General features: G+C 65.6%; 15 protein-coding genes. 6 read left to right on the top strand and 9 right to left on the bottom strand.

The genetic code is table 11. The annotated features are described in order from the left end of the window. Positions 1-35 precede the first annotated feature (35 nt). Together IB269_RS18540 and IB269_RS18535 are read right to left on the bottom strand one after the other, a co-directional pair. Positions 36-1,322, bottom strand: coding sequence for an HlyD family secretion protein (locus IB269_RS18540; RefSeq protein ID WP_192367930.1), 1,287 nt, complete (start codon positions 1,320-1,322; stop codon positions 36-38). A 291-nt stretch (positions 1,323-1,613) separates the two neighbouring features. Continuing rightward, a complete protein-coding gene (locus tag IB269_RS18535; RefSeq protein ID WP_192367929.1) occupies positions 1,614-2,300 on the bottom strand; it encodes a GntR family transcriptional regulator in 687 nt (228 codons plus the stop codon). A gap of 227 nt (positions 2,301-2,527) precedes the next feature. Here IB269_RS18535 and IB269_RS18530 point away from each other — a divergent pair, with 227 nt between their 5' ends. Further along, positions 2,528-3,478, top strand: coding sequence for a transglutaminase-like domain-containing protein (locus IB269_RS18530; RefSeq protein ID WP_065345925.1), 951 nt, complete (start codon positions 2,528-2,530; stop codon positions 3,476-3,478). Positions 3,479-3,532: 54 nt separating this feature from the next. Here the strand turns inward: IB269_RS18530 and IB269_RS18525 are convergent, their stop codons facing one another. The 7 genes from IB269_RS18525 to msrB form a co-directional block, all read right to left on the bottom strand. Further along, a complete protein-coding gene (locus IB269_RS18525) occupies positions 3,533-5,692 on the bottom strand; it encodes a TonB-dependent siderophore receptor (RefSeq protein ID WP_192367928.1) in 2,160 nt (719 codons plus the stop codon). Positions 5,693-6,012: 320 nt separating this feature from the next. Next, on the bottom strand, positions 6,013-6,699 hold the full coding sequence (locus tag IB269_RS18520) for a B3/4 domain-containing protein (RefSeq protein WP_192367927.1): 687 nt from the start codon (positions 6,697-6,699) through the stop codon (positions 6,013-6,015). Between the two features lie 84 nt (positions 6,700-6,783). Continuing rightward, positions 6,784-7,611, bottom strand: coding sequence for an AraC family transcriptional regulator (locus IB269_RS18515; protein ID WP_192367926.1), 828 nt, complete (start codon positions 7,609-7,611; stop codon positions 6,784-6,786). Positions 7,612-7,624: 13 nt separating this feature from the next. Beyond that, positions 7,625-8,992, bottom strand: a complete 1,368-nt coding sequence (gene chrA, locus IB269_RS18510) for a chromate efflux transporter (protein ID WP_192367925.1) — start codon at positions 8,990-8,992, stop codon at positions 7,625-7,627. Positions 8,993-9,065: 73 nt separating this feature from the next. After that, the gene (msrA, locus tag IB269_RS18505) at positions 9,066-9,815 is read right to left on the bottom strand and encodes a peptide-methionine (S)-S-oxide reductase MsrA (RefSeq protein ID WP_034392299.1); all 750 of its coding nucleotides are present in this window, start codon (positions 9,813-9,815) and stop codon (positions 9,066-9,068) included. A 34-nt stretch (positions 9,816-9,849) separates the two neighbouring features. After that, positions 9,850-11,679 carry a cytochrome c biogenesis protein DipZ gene (locus tag IB269_RS18500; protein WP_192367924.1) on the bottom strand — a complete coding sequence of 610 codons (1,830 nt, stop codon included), beginning with the start codon at positions 11,677-11,679 and terminating at the stop codon, positions 9,850-9,852. A gap of 16 nt (positions 11,680-11,695) precedes the next feature. Next, complete coding sequence (gene msrB, locus IB269_RS18495) at positions 11,696-12,196, bottom strand: peptide-methionine (R)-S-oxide reductase MsrB (protein WP_013802950.1); 501 nt, start codon at positions 12,194-12,196, stop codon at positions 11,696-11,698. Between the two features lie 168 nt (positions 12,197-12,364). Between msrB and IB269_RS18490 the strand changes: the two genes are divergently transcribed. The 5 genes from IB269_RS18490 to hxsA all read left to right on the top strand — a co-directional run bounded on the left by IB269_RS18490 (position 12,365) and on the right by hxsA (position 18,071). Further along, positions 12,365-13,081, top strand: a complete 717-nt coding sequence (locus tag IB269_RS18490; RefSeq protein WP_012204915.1) for a response regulator transcription factor — start codon at positions 12,365-12,367, stop codon at positions 13,079-13,081. 1 nt (position 13,082) lies between these two features. Beyond that, positions 13,083-14,564, top strand: a complete 1,482-nt coding sequence (locus IB269_RS18485) for a sensor histidine kinase (protein ID WP_013802949.1) — start codon at positions 13,083-13,085, stop codon at positions 14,562-14,564. 272 nt (positions 14,565-14,836) lie between these two features. Further along, positions 14,837-16,300, top strand: a complete 1,464-nt coding sequence (gene hxsB, locus IB269_RS18480; RefSeq protein WP_192367923.1) for a His-Xaa-Ser system radical SAM maturase HxsB — start codon at positions 14,837-14,839, stop codon at positions 16,298-16,300. After that, positions 16,300-17,433: a His-Xaa-Ser system radical SAM maturase HxsC gene (gene hxsC, locus IB269_RS18475; protein WP_192367922.1), complete on the top strand. Its 1,134-nt coding sequence runs from the start codon at positions 16,300-16,302 to the stop codon at positions 17,431-17,433. Before hxsB ends, hxsC begins: the two co-directional genes overlap by 1 nt. Beyond that, positions 17,430-18,071 (top strand): His-Xaa-Ser repeat protein HxsA, encoded by a 642-nt coding sequence (hxsA, locus tag IB269_RS18470; protein ID WP_013802946.1) that lies wholly within the window; start codon positions 17,430-17,432, stop codon positions 18,069-18,071. The genes hxsC and hxsA overlap by 4 nt, the downstream gene beginning before the upstream one ends. The last annotated feature ends 74 nt before the right edge of the window (positions 18,072-18,145 follow it).

The raw sequence follows: 18,145 nt of genomic DNA, 5'->3' as shown, positions 1-18,145 counted from the left end.
TTAAAATAATATTATTTTATGCGGTGAATTAATTCTTATTGATTGTGTAAATATTTATTGTGAATTTCATTTATTGGACCTAGTATCCATTGTATTAGGCGTCGGTTCTCCTGGTAAATATCTGCTTCTAGTGCAATTCCTGGGAAAAGGCTAATCTGCTGTCCCTGGGAATCGATGAATTGTTTTTTTGGCTTAACAGTGATTCTGTACATTCCCTCCTTAGTGTTTAATGAGATTGGAGATATAGAGAAATCGTCGGCTTGTAAAGGGCTATTGGAGACCTCCATGACTATCCCTTGGTGCATGCCATATTTTTGATAAGGGTATGGTTCGTATCTAAATCTGACCGACTGTCCCGGCTTAACAAAGCCCAATGCTTTGGATGGAGCAAATAGATGTGCCATCAGAGGAGCATCTTCTGAAACAATAATAGCGAGTGCCTGAGAAGATACTGCCTGACCACGGTTTGCATTGATGGCCGTCACGCGGCCTGAGATGGGCGCTGTAATCGCAAAGCCATCACGCGATGCGATTTCCGTGGTTTCAAGTTCCAGGCTTGCGAGATCACGGTCGATCTCAGCCAGTTGCCCAGCCATCTTGATGGGAGCCTGGTGGATTTCACTCAAGAGATTTGCGGAGCTTCTGGTTAACTGCGAACGGCTGCGTTGAGCGCCCAGCAGTTGTGTTTCAAGTGAAGATAGTTGGTCTTCTTTGTCTTGAAGCTCCAAGTGTGAAATGTATTTTTTCTCTGCCAGTTCTCGATGATTCGCGACTATTTTCGAGAGAGCCTGGACTCGCCGAGCGTAAAGGTCCAGTTCTTGCTGATTGCGCTGAAGTTCCTCGTTGATATTGTCGTGCTGCCTGCGCAAACCTGCTTCATTGGTCATGCCCAGTTGCTGTGTCGTCGATCTGAGTCGCTTCAGGCTTTCTTGACGCTGGGCCAGCGAGGCAAGGCGTAAATCCGAGATTTTTGTGGTTTGCTGGCTGCTTGTCTGTGAGCGTTGGTCCGCCATTACAAAAAGGACATCGCCCTGTTTTACCCGCTGGCCTTCCTGGATACGTAGCTCCGACACGATGCCGCTGGCAGGCGCCATGACCTTTATCGCGCCATCCGCTGGAACCAGGATGCCACTTACAGTAGCGCGTGGCCTGTAGCTGCCAAGGAAGAGATAAAGCGTACAGAAAAAAGTAATGGCAAAAGCCAAGCTAACCAGTAGCCAGCTGTGGTTTGAGCGTGCCAGCAGCATTGGGCCATGCTCCTGTCGCTCAAATCGTTGCAGTGCTTCCTTGCGGAAAATGCTTGTGCGTTGTTTCTCATTCATCGTGTTCTCAGTCATTGGCACCGTTAGCGCAATACCTATGGCTGCTGATTAAGCACACGATAAAAATAGAAAATCAATCAGATCATTCTGAATTATTTCGCGAACGAACCGATTTCCCGGAAAATTCCTAGGAATAGAACTGGATGAATGAATGCAAAGCGCTTTGGACCCAGGCCCTCACGGGTGCGCTTGCTAGCAGGCGCGACTGTCCTGCTGGGCGTAGCCTTGCCGCAGTGGTGAGATAAAAGAGCTGGCGAATGCGGTGCCGGGTGGCCGATTTGGCCTTTTGCTTCAGCGCGCCTTGCGCGGCTGCAGGGCCTCGGCGCGCAGCATGGCCAGCACGGCATCGCGCTTGTGGTGCAGGTGGGTGACCAGCAGCTCGCGCAGGCCCGTGGCGTCGCGTGCGCCCAGGGCCTCGATCATGGCCTCGTGCTCCTTGACGGCCTGCTTCCACTTGGCCGTGTCCAGGTTGGTGCGAAAGCGCAGCGACTGCACGCGGTTGTTGATGCGCTGGAAGGTTTCCGTCAGCACGGGGTTCTTGGCGGCGCTGTTGAGCGCCGCGTGGATGGCGGCGTTGAGCCGGTAGTAGGCAGACACGTCGGCGCGCGCCACGCTGGCCATCATCTCGTAGTGCAGGGCGCGGATCTCGGCGAATTCCTGGTCGGTGATGCGCTGCGCGGCCAGTTCGCCCGACAGGCCCTCGATGCCGGCCAGCACCTCGAAGGCGTGCATGACGTCGGCCTCGCTCAGCTTGACGGCAATGGCGCCGCGGTTGGGCAGCAGGTCGGCCAGGCCTTCGGCGGCCAGCAGCTTGATGGCCTCGCGCAGCGGCGTGCGCGAGACGCCCAGCTGCTCGCACAGCTCGCGCTCGTTGAGCTTGGCTCCCGGGGCGATGCGCCCTTCGATGAGCATGGACCGCAAACGGTCCGCCACCTGCTCGTGCAGCGCCGCCCGCGATATCTCGATGATCTCCGCCATCTAGCGGTCTCCTTGGCTGTTCCTGGCTGGTGGATGCCCCCGCCACAGGCATTGCGCCATGCGGGGCGGCGCCGATGTTAGCCGAGTTTGCACCCCAGGCGGGCCTCCTGCCCGGCGCACGCGCTGTCCCTGCCAAGCACTACAGGCTTTTCAGCAGGGGCCTACGGCCTGCGGGCGTGGTTGCCCGCACCATGGTGGCGATCAGACACACCAACCAGGGACAAACAATGGCCAACGCAGCGATCCGGCTGCAGATCCAGGTGGATCTTGCTTATGACATCCGCGATCCGGCCGGGGCCGATTTCGTGTTCAACATCCATGCGGCCCACACATCGCACCAGACGGTGGAGAACGAGCAACTGGTGCTCAGCCAGCCCGTGGAGCCCGACATTGCCACCGAGCCCGCCACCTCCACCCGCTTCATGCGCCTGCATGCCAACCCAGGCCCCCTGCACCTGACCTACACGGCCACCGTCTGCATCGCGCACCACCGCGAGGATCCGGCGGCGCTGGGCGAGGTTCCGGTGCGCTGCATCCCGCTGGAGGTGCTGCCGTACATCTACCCCAGCCGCTACTGCCAGTCCGACCGGCTGATGCAGCTGGCCTTCCGCAATTTCGGCCAACTGGCGCCCGGCTATTCGCGCGTGCTGGCCATACAGCAGTGGGTGCAGGAGCTGGTGACCTTCGCTTCGGCCACCAGCAACTCGTCCACCTCGGCCGTCGATACCCTGGTGGAGCAGGTGGGCGTGTGCCGCGATTTCACGCACTTGATGATCGCCCTGTGCCGTGCGCTGAACATTCCTGCCCGCATCGCCACCGGCACGGACTACGGTGCCGACCCTGCGCTGGGCCCGCCCGATTTCCATGCCTACGTGGAAGCCTACCTGGGCGACAGGTGGTATCTGTTCGATGCATCGGGCACGGCCATTCCCATGGGCTTCATGCGCTTTGGCACGGGCCGTGACGCAGCCGACGTGGCCTTTGCCACCATCTTCGGCAACGTGGTGGCCATGGCCCCCATGATCCAGACACAGGCCCTGGAAGACGAGCACAGCCAACTGCCCCGGCTGTGCAGCGAGGCGCTGTCGACCACCGCGCCTTCGCCCGCCGTGCTGTCGGGCTGCGCATCGTTTGGCAGCACGGCGGACCGAAGGAGCTTCAGGCAGCTGCCTGCCTGAGCTGCCTGCGCTGCGTGAAATGCCTGGGCTGTGTGAGGCGCGCGGCGGCGGCTCTCAGAAGCGGTGCGTTCCCGTCACCGCAAAGGTGCGCCGCTGGCCGTAGAAGCAGTCGCCGCGTGCCAGGCACTGCGTGATCTGCACCTTGTCGGTCAGGTTGACCACGTTGAATGCCAGGCGCCAGGGACCGGCGTCATAGGACACCATGGCGTCCAGCAGGGTGGCCGAAGGCGTGTCCACCAGGCTGGTGCCCGTCCACTGCGAACCCGTGTAGCGCACGCCGGCACCCAGGCTCCAGCCGCCGCGCCCTTCGCTGGCAAAGCGGTGCGTCAGCCAGGCCGACGCCGTGTGGCGCGGCACGCTGGTCACGCGCTGGCCCTGGTCGCCGCCATTGCTGCGCGAGATGACGGCGTCGGTGTACGCATAGGCCAGGGTGGCGTCCCAGTGGCGCGCCAGGCTGGCGGTGAGCTCGGCCTCGAAGCCGTTGACCTTGACCTCGCCGATCTGCAGGCTGTTGAGCGGGTTGGCCGGGTCGGTGGTCTTGCGGTTCTTCTCGCGCAGCGTGTAGACCGCGGCAAAGGCCGACAGGCCCTGGCCCGGCGGCTGCCATTTCACGCCGGCTTCCCATTGCTCGCCGCGCTGCGCCTTGTAGGGCGTGCCGTAGACATCCACGCCGCCCAGCGGCTGGAAGGATTCGGAGTAGCCCAGGTAGGGCGCCCAGCCACCATCCATCTGGTAGGTGGCGCCTGCGCGCTTGGTCCAGGCCTTCTCGTCCACGGCGGAGGCGGGACGGCCTTCGGTGTCCGTCTGCGCGCTGTCGTGGCGCAGGCCCAGGGTGGCGGTCCAGCGGCCCCACTTGATCTGGTCCTGGGCGTAGAAGCCCAATTGCTTTTGCGACACGCCCGGCTGGCGCACCAGCTGCGAGGCCGTGGGCGGCGTGAAGTTGCCGTAGACGGGGTTGTAGACGTCAAACGGCGCAGTCAGGCCGCGCCAGGTGGACTGGCTGGTGCTGTTGCGCTGCGCATCCATGCCGGCCAGCACGGTGTGCTCTGCGGTGCCCCAGCGCAGCTTGCCTTCGAGCTGCGTGTCGATCACCAGCATGCGCCCGCCGTTGACCTGCCAGGAGGCATCGCGGTAGACGCTGCGGTTGTCGGGGTTGAAGACCGGGCGCGCAGGGCGGCCCTGGCCGGGGATGGCGGTGAAGCTGGTGTAAATGGAGCGGTAGTCCACGTCGCTGATGGTGCGCCGCAGGTTCTGGCGCACGGTCCAGTCCGCGTTCAGGCGGTGGCTGAACAGGTAGCCCCAGGATTTGTTCTCTGTGTCGAACGAGTCCCAGCCGGGCTCGCCGATGAAGGTGCTGGTGGGAATCTGGCCGTAGGGGCTGGGCAGGCGCGTGCCCTGCCAGGGGAAGAAGCCGATCAGCGAGCCGCTCTTGTCCTTCTGGTAGAGCGCCTGCAGCGTGAGCGAGGTATCGGCGCTGGGCCGCCAGGTCAGGCTGGGCGCGATCACCAGGCGGTCATCGTTCACATGGTCCACCTGGGTGCCGCTTTCCCGGCCCACGGCCACCAGGCGGTACAGCCACTGGCCGTCTTCGGTGACGGCGCCGGTCAGGTCGGTGGCGATCTGCTTGCGCCCGTAGCTGCCCATCTGCACCTGCACCTCGCGCAGCGCCTCGGCCTGCGGGCGCTTGCTGGTCAGATTGAGCACGCCGCCCACGCTGCCCTGGCCGTAGAGCACGGAAGAGGGGCCGCGCAGGAACTCCACGCGTTCCAGCGTGTAGGGGTCGGGGCGGCTGGTGTTGTAGGTGCCGTAGGTGCGCAGCAGCCCGTCCTGGTACTGGCTCACGCTGCCGCCGCGTGCCGAGAAGCTGTCCACCCGGCTGTCGAAATAGTTGGACACCACGCCGGCGCTGTAGGCGGTGGTCTGGCGCAGCGTCTGCACGCCCTGGGCCTCGAACTGGTCGCGCGTGACCACGCTGATGGCCTGGGGCGTCTCTATCAGCGGCGTGTCGGTCTTGGTGGCCGAGATGGCGCGTTTTGCGGTGAAGCCCACCACGGCTCCGGTGGGATTTTCCTTCTCGGTGCCTGCGTTCACGGTGACCGGGGCGAGCGTGGCCTCGGGAACATTTTCAGGCTGGGCCTGCGCGTGGGCTGCGCCGCACAGGGCAAGCAGGGCGGCATGCGCAACTGCCGTGCGCGAGAGTTTTTGGATAAGCATGGTCAATGGTCGAGAGCTGGGAAACCTGTGCCGTGGGGCGTGCTCTGGGTGCGTCGGCGCTGCTGCCGGCCTGGGGCCAGCGGCGCAGCCTGTCGTGGCGGGTGCGAATTCTAGAATGACAATGAGAATGATTGCTTTTTCTTTTTATTTGTATGTAGCATGCAACGCATTGGTATCATTTTGATAGCAACAAAGCATGTCTTGAAGAGATCTGCGAGTCGATGTGCAGGGCGGTGCGATACGCGTGCGGTCTTGCTTGCGGGAAGTCCGCGCAGCGTGTTAGCCCCTTTCACGCCGGGGCGCCAACGGCCCCGGTCGCCTCAGGCCTGGGCGGCCTGCGAGGGGTTGCTTCGGTGTGAAACGGCCTCGGGCCACAGCCGCCCGGCCGCCGACTGCAATGCTTCCACCAGCTGCCGCGTATCCGCCTTGCCCGTGGCGTGCAGCGCTTCGGTCACGATCAGCGCGTTGACTGTGGATTCGCGCACTGCCGAGTGGCCGCTTTGGCGGTTGCACCAGCGCCGGGCGTGGGCGCGGCCAGCGGTGTCGGCGAAGATGATTTCGCCGGGCTCGGGATATTCGATCTCGCCCGAGAAGGTCTCGTAGACCTCGCTGCCGGTTGCGGGGCGCACCTGCAGGCAGCCGCTGATGCGGTCCAGGTCGAAGACGGCCACGGGAATGGCAAAGGCCACCGAGGCCGCATTGCACAGGTCCACCAGCGGATGCAGGCCCGGCAGATCTCCTTCCTTGCGCAAGCGGCGCAGCAGGGCCTCGGCGGCGCAGCGGTATTGCGTGGGCTTGAGGCCCATCCTGGCAAAGCCGCGCCGCCAGGCCTGAATGGATGGCATCTCGCTTTCCGGGGTGCAGGCCAGGTTCTGCCTGGCCTGTGCCATGAAGGGGGCGATCACGGCGTGTGCGGGCACGTCGGGTGACAGGCCGCGCAGCAGCAAGGTCTGCGAGGCCAGTTCAGGAAAGTCGCGGGGGATGGAGGGTGAGTAGGAGAACTGCAAGATCAGGCCTTGTGAGTGGAGAGGTGATGTGATCTCCATCCTCGCCAGGCCGGTTTGCGTGGTCTTGAAGGAAATTGCAGCGCGTCAGGCAGCGCAGGCCTTGGCTGCCCTGGCGTAGAAGCCGGGCGCCATGCCGAAGCTGCGCACGAACAGGCGCGTCATATGGCTCTGGTCGGCAAAGCCGCTGTGCGCGGCGGCCTCGGCCAGCGGCATGCCGCTGGCGATGAGCCTGCGCGCCTGGTGCAGGCGCCGCTGCAGCAGATAGGCATGGGGCGTCATTCCCGTGGCGCGCGCAAAGGCACGCAGGAACTGGTAGCGGCTCAGGCCCGCCTCGTGGGCCAGGGCGCCCAGGGTCAGCGGTGCACCGGGATCGTCGTCCATTCGGGCGCGGGCCAGTGTGATGGGGGCCGGTGCGCGGGGCGCCGGGGCAGGGCGCTGCAGCATGCCGCCCAGCAGTTGCAGCAGGGCTTCGTCCAGGTCCAGGGCGTCCGTTGCCTCGCCGCTGACGGTCATCCTGCGGTACAGAGCCTGAAAACACGCGGCCAGGCGCGGGTCGCGCACGGCGGGCTGGCGGAACTCGAAGCCGGTCGCTGGCCCTGCGCCATCCATGTCCGCCATGAGCCCGGCCACGACCGAGGGCTCCAGGTAAAGCATGCGCCAGGCGCGACCGCCATCGCCCAGGGGCATGCCGTCATGCAACTCGCCGGGGTTGACCATGATGAGGTCGCCAGCCCCGGCCTCGTACAGGCCTCGCCCGCTGGCGGACTTCTGCGCGCCACGCTCGATCAGGCCGATCCCGTACTGCTCGTGGGCGTGCCGCCCAAAGTGCCTCGCCGTGTCTGCTGCCACGGCCTCCACGCCTGCGGTGCGGCAGCGCAGCCAGCTGAAATGCCCATCCGTGGTCGAAACCATGCCGCAGCCTTTCCTACCCACCCTGGCGCGCCAGCGTGATCGCCAGGCCGGCCAGCCCCGAGCCCACCACCACGGGGATCACGCCCACCTTCCAGCGCAGCAGCGCGGTTGCGGCGGCCAGGCCCAGCAGTGCGGACGGCCAGTCGAAGGGACCCGCCCAGCCCTGGGGCCACAGCACGTGCCAGGCAAAGAACACGGCCAGGTTGGCGATGACGCCCACCACGGCGGCCGTGATGCCTGTCAGCGGCGCGGTGAAGCCCAGCCTGCCATGGGTGGACTCGATGAAGGGGCCGCCCAGCAGGATGAAGGCAAAGGACGGCAAAAAGGTGAAGAAGGTCACGACCAGGGCGGCGGCGGCGCCGGCCGGCAGCAGCGCATCGGGGCCGAACACCTGCGTGCTCCAGCCGCCCAGGAAGCCCACGAAGGACACCACCATGATCAGCGGCCCCGGCGTGGTCTCGCCCAGGGCCAGCCCGTCCATCATCTGCGTGGCCGTGAGCCAGTGGTAGTGGTCCACCGCGCCCTGGTAGAGGTAGGGCAGCACGGCGTAGGCGCCGCCAAAGGTCAGCAGCGCCGCCTTGGTGAAGAACCAGCCCATCTGGGTGAGCGCGCCCTGCCAGCCGAAGGCGGCGGCCAGCAGGCCCAGCGCCAGGGCCCACAGCCCCAGGCTGGCCGCCAGCACCTGGCTGAAAAAGCGCCAGCGGAACCGTGCATGGGCCGGTGTGGGCGTGTCATCGTCGATGACGGCCGGGCCGTGGCTGCCGCCGCGCGGGCCGTGCCCGCCCGCAGGGGCGAAGTGGCGCGGTGCCAGCCTGCCCCCCAGGTAGCCCAGCGCGCCGGCCGCCAGCACGATCAGCGGAAAAGGCAGCTTCAACGCGAAGATGGCCACGAAGGCCGCCGCGGCAATGCCCCACAGCCAGCCGTTGCGCAGGGTGCGCGAGCCCACGCGCCAGGCCGCCTGCACCACCAGCGCCGTCACGGCCGGCTTGATGCCATAGAAGATGCCGGCAACGGCCGGCACATGGCCGAAGGCCACATAGATCCAGGACAGGGCGATGAGCAGCAAAAGCGAAGGCAGGACGAACAGCCCGCCGGCCACGATGCCGCCCCATGTGCGGTGCAGCAGCCATCCGATGTAGGTGGCCAGCTGCTGCGCCTCGGGGCCGGGCAGCAGCATGCAGTAGTTGAGCGCATGCAGGAAGCGCCCCTCCGAGATCCAGCGCCGCCGCTCCACCAGGTCCTCATGCATGATGGCGATCTGCCCGGCCGGCCCGCCAAAGCTGATGCAGCCCAGCCTCAGCCAGTAGCGCAGGGCTTCGGCGCGGGTGGGCGGGAGGGGGGCTGCGGGTGCAGCGGGTGCATCAAGCGAACTGGGAGGCATGCCGCAAATGTCTCATACGGCAGCCGCCGCTGACGCCTGCAGGCACCGCACCCGCACCCGCGCTGCGCAGACGCTACATCTGCCGGGCGGCCTGCTTGACCAGCACCGGCTCGGCGCGGTAGCTGCCCGGGAACAGCTGCTTGAGCTGCTCCACCTTGGGCAGGTCGTTGATGACGATGTAGGGGTGGCGCGGGTTCTCCGTCATGAAGTCCTGGTGGTAGTTCTCGGCCGGGAAGAAGCTGGGCTTGTCCTCCAGCCGGGTCACGATGGGCTTGCCGAAGACCTTGGCCGCGTCCAGCTGGGCCACATAGGCCTGGGCTGTCTTGAGCTGGGCGGCGTCGGTGGCGAAGATGGCCGAGCGGTACTGCGTGCCCGTGTCCGGCCCCTGGCGGTTGAGCTGGGTCGGGTCATGGGCCACGGAAAAGTAGATCTGCAGCAGCTGCCCGTAGCTGACCTGGGCCGGGTCATAGGTGACCTCGACCGACTCCGCATGCCCGGTGCGTCCGCTGCTCACCGCCGAATACGAGGCCTGGGCCGCCGTGCCGCCGCTGTAGCCAGAGACGGCGCGCTGCACGCCCTTGACATGCTGGAACACGCCTTGCACGCCCCAGAAGCAGCCGCCCGCAAAGATGGCTTTCTGCGGCCCCTGGCCCGTGGCGGGCGCATCCTGCGCGGGTGGTGGAATGCGCACGGCCTGCTCGGCCGCCTGCAGGTTGCTGCCCTGCCACAGCAGGGCGCCGCCCAGCAGCACGGCGCTGCCGGTCAGCAGTTGGAGAAGGCCGCGGCGGCGGGGTGCGGTGGCGAGGGTGGAATCGTTGGTCATGGTGTCTCTCCGGTGAAAGTGAAGTGGCCAGGGATCAGCCAAAGGTGAAGGCATAGGCGGAGATGCCGGGATCCAGGAATTCGATGCTGAAGGTGCGCTCGGCTGCGCCGCCGTCCTGGCGCACCAGTTGGTACAGGCGCTGCTCGGTCACGCTGCCGCTGCCGTCGGCGGCCACGTCCATGCCGCGCGAGGCGCCGGGCGCCTTGCCGTCGATCAGCACCTTGAAGCGCACGGGCTTGCCATCGCTGCCCGGGCCCAGCACCAGGTGCAGGTCGCGTGCCTGGAAGCGGTAGGTGATGCGGCCGGTGGCGCCGTCCAGCGTGGCGCTTTCCGGGCCCACCGTCCATTGGCCGCTCAGGCCCCAGGCGTTGAGCGGCAGGCGCTCGGGCGTGGCATAGGCGGTGGCCTGGTTGTGCACGGCGGCAGGCGTGGCGGCAAATTGCTCGGCGCGCTCATAGCCCAGGTAGGTCTCGTGCGAGCGCACGGCTGCCATGTCGGCTGCCTGCTGCACGCCCTTGGCCTGCACGTCGATCAGGCCCTGGTCCACCTGCTTCGATCCGGCTTCCTGCAGCAGTTGCTGGATCACGCGCTCGGACTCGGCATAGCCGCCTTCGCCAAAGTGGTGGTGCCGGATGCGGCCCTGGGCATCAATGAAGTAGTGCGCCGGCCAGTACTGGTTGTTGAAGGCGCGCCAGATCTTGTAGCCGTTGTCCACGGCCACGGGGTAGCTGATGCCCAGGTCCTTGATGGCCTTTTCCACGTTGGACAGCTTGCGCTCGAAGGCGAACTCCGGCGCATGCACGCCCACCACCACCAGGCCCTGGTCGCGGTATTTCTCGGCCCAGGCCTTCACATAGGGCAGGGTGCGCAGGCAGTTGATGCAGGAATAGGTCCAGAAATCCACCAGCACCACCTTGCCGCGCAGTTGTTCGGCCCTCAGCGGGGTGGAGTTGAGCCAGTCGGTGGCGCCGTCCAGCGCAGGGGCCAGCCCTTCGTCCGGCAGGGCGGCGCGGGACGGGCCGCCGGCCATGCGCATGGCGCCGCCTGCGGCCATCATGGCCGGGCCAGCACCCTCACCCCTGTCCACGGCGGCCATCATTGCGGGACCGGCCTGCATGGCCATGGCGCCACCCTCGGGCCTGCCGCTCAGGCGGTCCACCAGCCTTTGCTCCAGGCCGCCGGTGGAGGCCGTGGACACTTGCGCCAGCACGCCCGTGTCCAGCCCCAGCGCAATCGCGCCCACGCCGGCCAGCATGGCTGCGCCCAGCCCGCGCCGCACCCATTCGCCCGCGCCCAGCATGCGCTTGAGCGCCGCAAACACCTTGCCGCCCAGCAGCAGGGCCGCCGCCATGGAGGTGGCCGCACCGGCCGCATAGGCCAGCAGCAGCAGGCTGGAGGTGGTGTTGGCGCCCTGCAGTGCGGCGCCCGTGAGGATCAGGCCCAGGATGGGACCCGCGCAGGGCGCCCACAGCAGGCCCGTGGCCACGCCCAGCAGCAGCGAGGCGCCGGGGCGGGCGCCGCCGTCCGTGCCCTGGGCACGCTCGGAAAGGCGCGAGCCCGCCGCCACCAACGGCCGCGTCAGCCGCTCGGACAGGCCGGGCCACAGCAGGGTCAGCGCAAACACGGCGACCAGGCCCAGGGCCAGCCAGCGGCCGTATTCATTGGCGGCCACCACCCAGCCGCCGCCCACGGCGGCCAGCGAGGCCACCAGGGCGAAGGTCAGCGCCATGCCCGCCAGCAGCGGCAGGCCGCTTTTGGCGAAGGGCTGGTCGGCGCGTGCAAAGACGAAGGGCAGCACCGGCAGGATGCAGGGGCTGACGATGGTCAGCACCCCGCCCAGATAGGCCAGGACGATCAGCAGCATGGCGTGGCTCCCGGGTTCAGGCAGGCTGGGGCGTGAACGTCAGCGACAGCCCGTTCATGCAGTAGCGCAGGCCCGTGGGCTTGGGGCCGTCGTCGAAGACATGGCCCAGGTGGCCGCCGCAGCGGCGGCAATGCACCTCGGTGCGCAGCATGCCGTAGGTGCGGTCCTGGCGCGTGGCCACGGCCTTGTCCAGCGGCTGCCAGAAGCTGGGCCAGCCCGTGCCGCTGTCGAACTTGGTCTTGGACGAGAACAGCGGCAGCGCGCAGCCCGCGCAGGCAAAGGTGCCGGCGCGGTGCTCCTTGTTCAGGGGGCTGGTGCCGGCGCGCTCCGTGCCTTCCTTGCGCAGGATCTGGTACTGCTCGGGCGTGAGCCGGGCACGCCACTCGGCGTCGCTGTAGCTCACCTCGAAGATTTCGCTGGAGGCGGCGGCCGGTGCGCGGCGCGGGAACAGGCTGGCCGCCAGCACGGCGGTGGTGCCGGCGCCTGCAGTCCACAGAAGATGGCGTCTGGTGGTCATGGTGTGCTCCTGAAGGTTCTTTGCGTCTGAAAACGATGCGATGCCAGTCAGGTTAGGGCGGCGGCCTCCCGAAGTCTTCACGCAGAGTTCAAAGATTCGTGATAACTCCCGGCCCCGGTATTGCGCACAATGGCAGCCACTCCCGCCACTTCCAGGAAACCGCATCCGATGACCGCCACGCGCCGCGTACTTCTCGTCGAGGACGACGCCCATATCGCCGACCTGCTCACGCTGCACCTGCGCGACGAAGGCCTGGAAGTCATGCACTGCGCGCGCGGCGACGACGGCCTGCGCCAACTGGAGCGCGGCGGCTGGGACGCGCTGGTGCTGGACATCATGCTGCCCGGCGTGGACGGCCTGGAGATCTGCCGCCGCGCCCGCGCCATGGCGCGCTACACGCCCATCATCATCATCAGCGCGCGCTCCAGCGAGGTGCAGCGCATCCTGGGCCTGGAGATCGGCGCCGACGACTACCTGGCCAAGCCGTTTTCCGTGCTGGAGCTGGTGGCGCGCGTCAAGGCGCTGCTGCGCCGCGTGGAGGCGCTGGCCCAGAATGCCCGGCTGGAGTCCGGCAGCCTGACCATCGCCGGCCTGGCCATGGACCCCGTGGCGCGCGATGCCCGGCTTCATGGTGCCCGGCTGGACCTGACCCCGCGCGAGTTCGACCTGCTGTACTTCTTTGCGCGCCAGCCCGGCAAGGTGTTCTCGCGCATGGACCTGCTCAACGCCGTCTGGGGCTACCAGCACGAAGGCTACGAGCACACCGTCAACACCCACATCAACCGCCTGCGCGCCAAGATCGAGGCCGACCCGGCCCAGCCCGCGCGCATCCTCACCGTCTGGGGGCGCGGCTACAAGTTCGCCGAGGCGGGGGAGGGCGCCTGACATGAAACTGCGCCTGACACTGACCCAGCGCCTGTCCCTGGTCTTTGCCGTGCTGCTGCTGGTGTGCAGCGGCACCTCGGCCTGGATGCAGCTGCGCGCCAGCCGCATGCATGAGCTGGAAGTGGTGCAGGGCCTGTCGCGCGATGTGGCCGAAAGCATTGCGCGCGACGCCCAGCTGACCGACGCCAACGGCCTCATGCCCGGCGCCGTGCGCAGCTTCTTCAACCAGCTCATGCTGGTCAACCCCAGCGTGGAGGTCTACCTGCTGGATGCCGACGGCCGCATTGCAGGCCATGCAGCCCCCGACGGCCGCGTGCGCCGCGAGCGCGTGGACCTGGCGCCCGTGCACCGGCTGCTGGAAGGCGGCACGCTGCCCATCCTGGGCGACGACCCGCGCAGCGTCGAAGGCCGCAAGGTCTTCAGCGCGGCGCCGCTGCGCGTCAACGGCAAGGACGTGGGCTTCATCTACGTGGTGCTGCAGGGCGAGGCGCATGACCAGCTGGTGGCGCAAGGCTCGGCCAACTCGGTGCTCAGCACGGCGCTGTGGTCCATCGGCATGGTGGCGCTGCTGTGCCTGGTGGCGGGCCTGGTGGCCTTTGCGCTGATCACGCGGCCGCTGCGCCGGCTCACCGAAGAGGTGGCCGGCTTCGACATCCATGGCGCGCCCCCGGACCTGCCGGCCCCCCAGCCCGGCGCCGCACAGGACAGCCGTGACGAGATCGCCGTGCTGGACTCGGCCTACCGCCGCATGGTGGCGCGCATCGGCGAGCAGTGGCGGGCGCTCACGCGCCAGGACCAGGAGCGGCGCGAACTCATCGCCAACGTCTCGCACGACCTGCGCACGCCGCTGTCGTCGCTGCACGGCTACCTGGAAACGCTGCTGCTCAAGGACGCCGTGCTCGACGCCACCGAACGCCGCCGCTACCTGGGCATTGCCCTGGCCCAGAGCCAGAAGGTGGGCGAGCTGGCGCAAAGCCTGTTCGAGCTGGCGCGCCTGGAATACGGCTTTGTCCAGCCTGAGCCGGAGCCGTTTTCCATGCCCGACCTGGTGCAGGACGTGTTCCAGAAATTCGAGCTGCGTGCCGAGGCGCGCCAGGTGGCGCTGCGGGCCGACTTCCCGCCCCGCCTGCCCGTCGTCCAGGCCGACCTGGGCATGATCGAGCGCGTGCTGGGCAACCTGCTGGACAACGCGCTGCGCCACACGCCCGGCGGCGGCAGCATCCAGGTGGCGCTGGCGGCAGCGGGCAACGCGGTCGAAGTCACCGTGGCCGACACGGGCCCCGGCATCTCGGCCGATCTGCGCGAAGGCCTGTTCGAGCGCCCCTTCACCGTGGGCGGCGCCCGCCGCGGCGGCGGCCTGGGCCTGCGCATCGTCCACCGCATGCTGGAGCTGCACGGCTGCCGCATCGAACTGGTGGACCAGCCGGGGCAGGGGGCAAGCTTCCGGTTCGTGCTGCCTGCGGCAAAGCCACGCGCTGTCTGATGGGCCATTGCGTCCGGGAAACCGGAGGCCAGCACATGGCAGATCAAGGTCTCTGACAGTTTCGCAATCCATGAATGGGAATCGGGCAATACGCAATCCATTGCGTTGCCAATTCCTGAGAAAAAACCTCTTGCACCTGGATGTTGCAAAATGTTTATTCATGGTGCGAAAAAGAAACTGACAAGGAGACGCCGTGGCGATGAGCATCAATTCAAGGTTTTGGTCATTGGCAAGCACCAATGCACAGCATGCATCGTGCATGCGAATTTGCCATGTCCCATAGCGGCACATACGGTGCAGTATATGCACCTCAAGTCCTTGCGTTTCGCAGCCGGCGCCTGTCCGATGATGTGATCGTGGCTACGGCAGATAGCGGTGACCATGCATTCTTCTCGGCAGCGGAATTCGAGCAATTTAACCAAAGGCCATCAACGCTGCCCTTGCGCCGCCAAGCCGAGTTGCGGGCCCGATTTTTGCTGGGCAGCAACGACTCCGCAAAGGGTATGCGCAGGCTGTTGGCTTCGCGCAGGGCAGCCAAGCGCGAGACGGTTTCCAGCGGGCCCGCCCTGCACATCATTGTTCCCACGCTGCAATGCGCTCACTCGTGCCGCTATTGCCAAGTCAGCCGCGCTCTGGACGATCAGGGCCACACCATGTCGGTGCCTGACCTGGATGCAGCCTGCGACACCGTATTTGAAAGTCCTTCCCGTGTCCTGACCGTGGAGTTTCAGGGGGGTGATCCTCTGCTGCGTTTCGACCTGGTCCAGCGCGCAATCGTGCGCATCCATCAGCGCAATGCATCCGAGGGGCGCCAGATCCGGTTTGTCATCGCTTCGACGCTGCACCAGTTGGATCCGGCGATGTGTGAATTTTTCAAGACGCACGGCGTATACCTTTCCACCAGCATCGACGGGCCTCCTGGCATTCACAACCGCAATCGGCCAATTCCGGGGCGCAACGCCCATGCGCGCACGCTTGCCGGGGTGGCGATGGCAAGACGGTTGATCGGGCCTGATTCAGTATCCGCATTGATGACCACGACCAAGGCATCGCTGGCACACGCCGATGCCATTGTTGACGAGTACGTGCGGCTGGGTTTCAAGGAGATTTTCCTGCGGCCATTGAGCAGCTATGGCTTTGCCAAGCGCAATCAGGCCTTGCTGGGCTACTCCGTGGGCGAGTTCTTCCGCTTCTATCAACAAGGCCTGTCGCGCGTTCTGCATTGGAACGCGCAAGGAGTCGAGATCAGGGAGGTGTATGCCAGCATCCTGCTCAACAAGATTCTTTCCACCTTCGACGCAGGTTACGTCGATCTGCAGAGTCCCACAGGCGCAGGCAGCAGTGTGCTGGTCTACAACTATGACGGCCATGTCTATCCCAGCGATGAGGCGCGCATGCTTGCAGAGACTGGCGATACATCGTTGCGCATGGGGCGCATAGGCACGCCAATGAGCGCATTGCTGGAGACCGAGGTGCGGCGCAGCCTTGTCGAATCCAGCCAGACACAGGCAATGGCGGCGTGCCGCGAATGCGCCTACAGCATGTTCTGTGCGCCCAATCCTGTGGACGCACAGGCGCAGTTCGGCAAGTTGTTGGTGCCGGCCGAGGACACCGAGCATTGCCAGCGTCACATGGGTTTGTTCGACGCCATGTTCAGGCTTTTGCATGGCGCCGATGAGCCATGCCAGGATCTGCTGCACCGCTGGGCGCAGCCTGTCGGCGAGGGGGCGGCCTGATGCGCCGGATAAAGGCATTGCTGCAGCCGGGCTGCGAGCCTGTGGTGCACCGGGTGGTGAGCTTCAAGGATGTGGCGGCACAGTGGTTGCCGCATTTGCGCTTTCTCGTCCTTGTGCAGTCGGAGCAGGAGCGACGCCGCGTGGATGACTTGGGAAAGTCAGGCCTGTCCAATCTTTGCTGGGTGCAGGCCTGCGATCTGCAGGCCGGAGATGTCGTGGTCCCGCATGCCAGCAGAGCCGAGCTTGTGGTGCTGTTGAGAGAGGCAGACTCGCACCATGCGCTGTTCATGACCAACCGCTGCAACAGCTACTGTCTCATGTGCTCGCAGCCGCCGACAACAGTGGATGACAGCTGGCTGGTGGATGAGGCGATTGACGCCATCCGCCATTTGCGCCGCGCCCCAAGGGTGTTGGGACTGACGGGAGGGGAGCCGCTGCTGCTGGGCCATGGCCTTAGGCGTGTTCTGGATGCCGTTGCTGCCCATTTGCCCGAAACGCGCGTGGAAGTCCTGACCAATGGACGCTTGTTCAGCAATGCACAAACCGCAGCGAGCATCCTGGACGGCCTGGACACGACCGTGCGCTGGTTGATTCCACTCTATGGGCACGCGGACTTTGTCCATGATTTCGTGGTGCAGTCTCCTGGCGCATTCGACGAAACAATCGCGGGCCTGCTGGCGCTTCAAGACCATGGACAACAGGTGCAGTTGCGAACCGTACTGATAGAGCCCGTGCTGGAGATCCTTCCCGAGTTGGCAGGCTTCATCGGTCGCAACCTGCCGTTCGTGAATGAACTGGCATGGATGGGCTGCGAGCCGACAGGTTTTGCATTGGCCAATCGACAGCTGTGCGAAGTGGATCTAAGCGATTGGGGCGCAACGCTTGAGCAATCGTCGCGTGTGCTTCGCCGGCATGGCGTCCCCCAACTGTTCATGAATTTGCCGCTCTGTGTCTTGCCAAGGCCGCTGTGGCCGCTCGCGCATCGCAGCATCTCCGACTGGAAGAACGTATATGCCCCGGAGTGCACGGAATGCGCAGTGAAGTCCCGCTGCGCGGGTCTGTTTGCATGGCATGAGAAAGGCTGGAAGCCAGCGCCGCTGAAGGCGTTGGACGCTATCGAGGTAACCGCATGAGCAAATTTATCCGCAACATCTCGCTGTTCGTCGCGGGACTGCCGCTGCTGGCAACCAAGAGCCTGTCGGCCGCGCCTGCAACGGCGGTTGAGCTGGAGCCTCTGGAAGGCCCTGGAGCTGTTCCGCTGCGCCCATTGAACAGGGAAATGGACAATCTCTTTGCGGGCCACCGCTCGCATTCAAGCCATCGTTCCCATTCAAGCCACAGTTCGCACTACTCAGGCTCTGGCGGCAGCAGCTCCAGCTACCGGGCTCCGGCGTATGTGGCGCCCAGCCCTGTGCCTGCACCGGCTTACTCGGCACCCGCTCCTTCTCGCTATGCGCCATCCTCAGGCACCACTTCCAATCATCTGGTGGACACTCCGGGCGCCAGCAAAGCACCACAGACCTATCCAGGCACTACCGGGGCAGCGTCGTCACGCGAGGAATTGACGCACCCCGAGAAGCTGCGGCTTCAGATCATGAGGGTGCAGATCAAACTCAAGAACCTTGGTCTCTATGACGGGCCGATTGACGGGGTAATGAACGAGGGAACGCGCACGGCTCTGCGCTACTTCCAGGACCTCAAGGGGCTGCAGAGAACCGGCACGATGACGACGCCCACGCTCAACGCCATGGGGATTCCTGCTGTCAATTGAGGTGTGTCGGCGGCTCCGGCCCAGGATGCCGGCCATGCCGGGGAATTCGCGGCGTCGCTGCGTTACCCTTGTGC

This window comes from Delftia sp. DLF01, from assembly GCF_014852125.1.
Classification (GTDB): domain Bacteria; phylum Pseudomonadota; class Gammaproteobacteria; order Burkholderiales; family Burkholderiaceae_C; genus Comamonas; species Comamonas acidovorans.
This window is presented reverse-complemented; position numbering and strand designations above follow the sequence as displayed.

Excerpts from the sequence above, each read along its gene's own strand:
- hxsB (WP_192367923.1), top strand. The coding sequence starts at position 14,837 with ATGTCCCATAGCGGCACATACGGTGCAGTATATGCACCTCAAGTCCTT.
- hxsA (WP_013802946.1), top strand. The coding sequence starts at position 17,430 with ATGAGCAAATTTATCCGCAACATCTCGCTGTTCGTCGCGGGACTGCCG.
- IB269_RS18530 (WP_065345925.1), top strand. The coding sequence starts at position 2,528 with ATGGCCAACGCAGCGATCCGGCTGCAGATCCAGGTGGATCTTGCTTAT.
- IB269_RS18525 (WP_192367928.1), bottom strand. The coding sequence starts at position 5,692 with ATGCTTATCCAAAAACTCTCGCGCACGGCAGTTGCGCATGCCGCCCTG.
- IB269_RS18540 (WP_192367930.1), bottom strand. The coding sequence starts at position 1,322 with ATGAATGAGAAACAACGCACAAGCATTTTCCGCAAGGAAGCACTGCAA.
- hxsC (WP_192367922.1), top strand. The coding sequence starts at position 16,300 with ATGCGCCGGATAAAGGCATTGCTGCAGCCGGGCTGCGAGCCTGTGGTG.
- chrA (WP_192367925.1), bottom strand. The coding sequence starts at position 8,992 with ATGCCTCCCAGTTCGCTTGATGCACCCGCTGCACCCGCAGCCCCCCTC.
- IB269_RS18515 (WP_192367926.1), bottom strand. The coding sequence starts at position 7,611 with ATGGTTTCGACCACGGATGGGCATTTCAGCTGGCTGCGCTGCCGCACC.
- msrA (WP_034392299.1), bottom strand. The coding sequence starts at position 9,815 with ATGACCAACGATTCCACCCTCGCCACCGCACCCCGCCGCCGCGGCCTT.
- IB269_RS18485 (WP_013802949.1), top strand. The coding sequence starts at position 13,083 with ATGAAACTGCGCCTGACACTGACCCAGCGCCTGTCCCTGGTCTTTGCC.
- msrB (WP_013802950.1), bottom strand. The coding sequence starts at position 12,196 with ATGACCACCAGACGCCATCTTCTGTGGACTGCAGGCGCCGGCACCACC.
- IB269_RS18535 (WP_192367929.1), bottom strand. The coding sequence starts at position 2,300 with ATGGCGGAGATCATCGAGATATCGCGGGCGGCGCTGCACGAGCAGGTG.
- IB269_RS18490 (WP_012204915.1), top strand. The coding sequence starts at position 12,365 with ATGACCGCCACGCGCCGCGTACTTCTCGTCGAGGACGACGCCCATATC.
- IB269_RS18500 (WP_192367924.1), bottom strand. The coding sequence starts at position 11,679 with ATGCTGCTGATCGTCCTGGCCTATCTGGGCGGGGTGCTGACCATCGTC.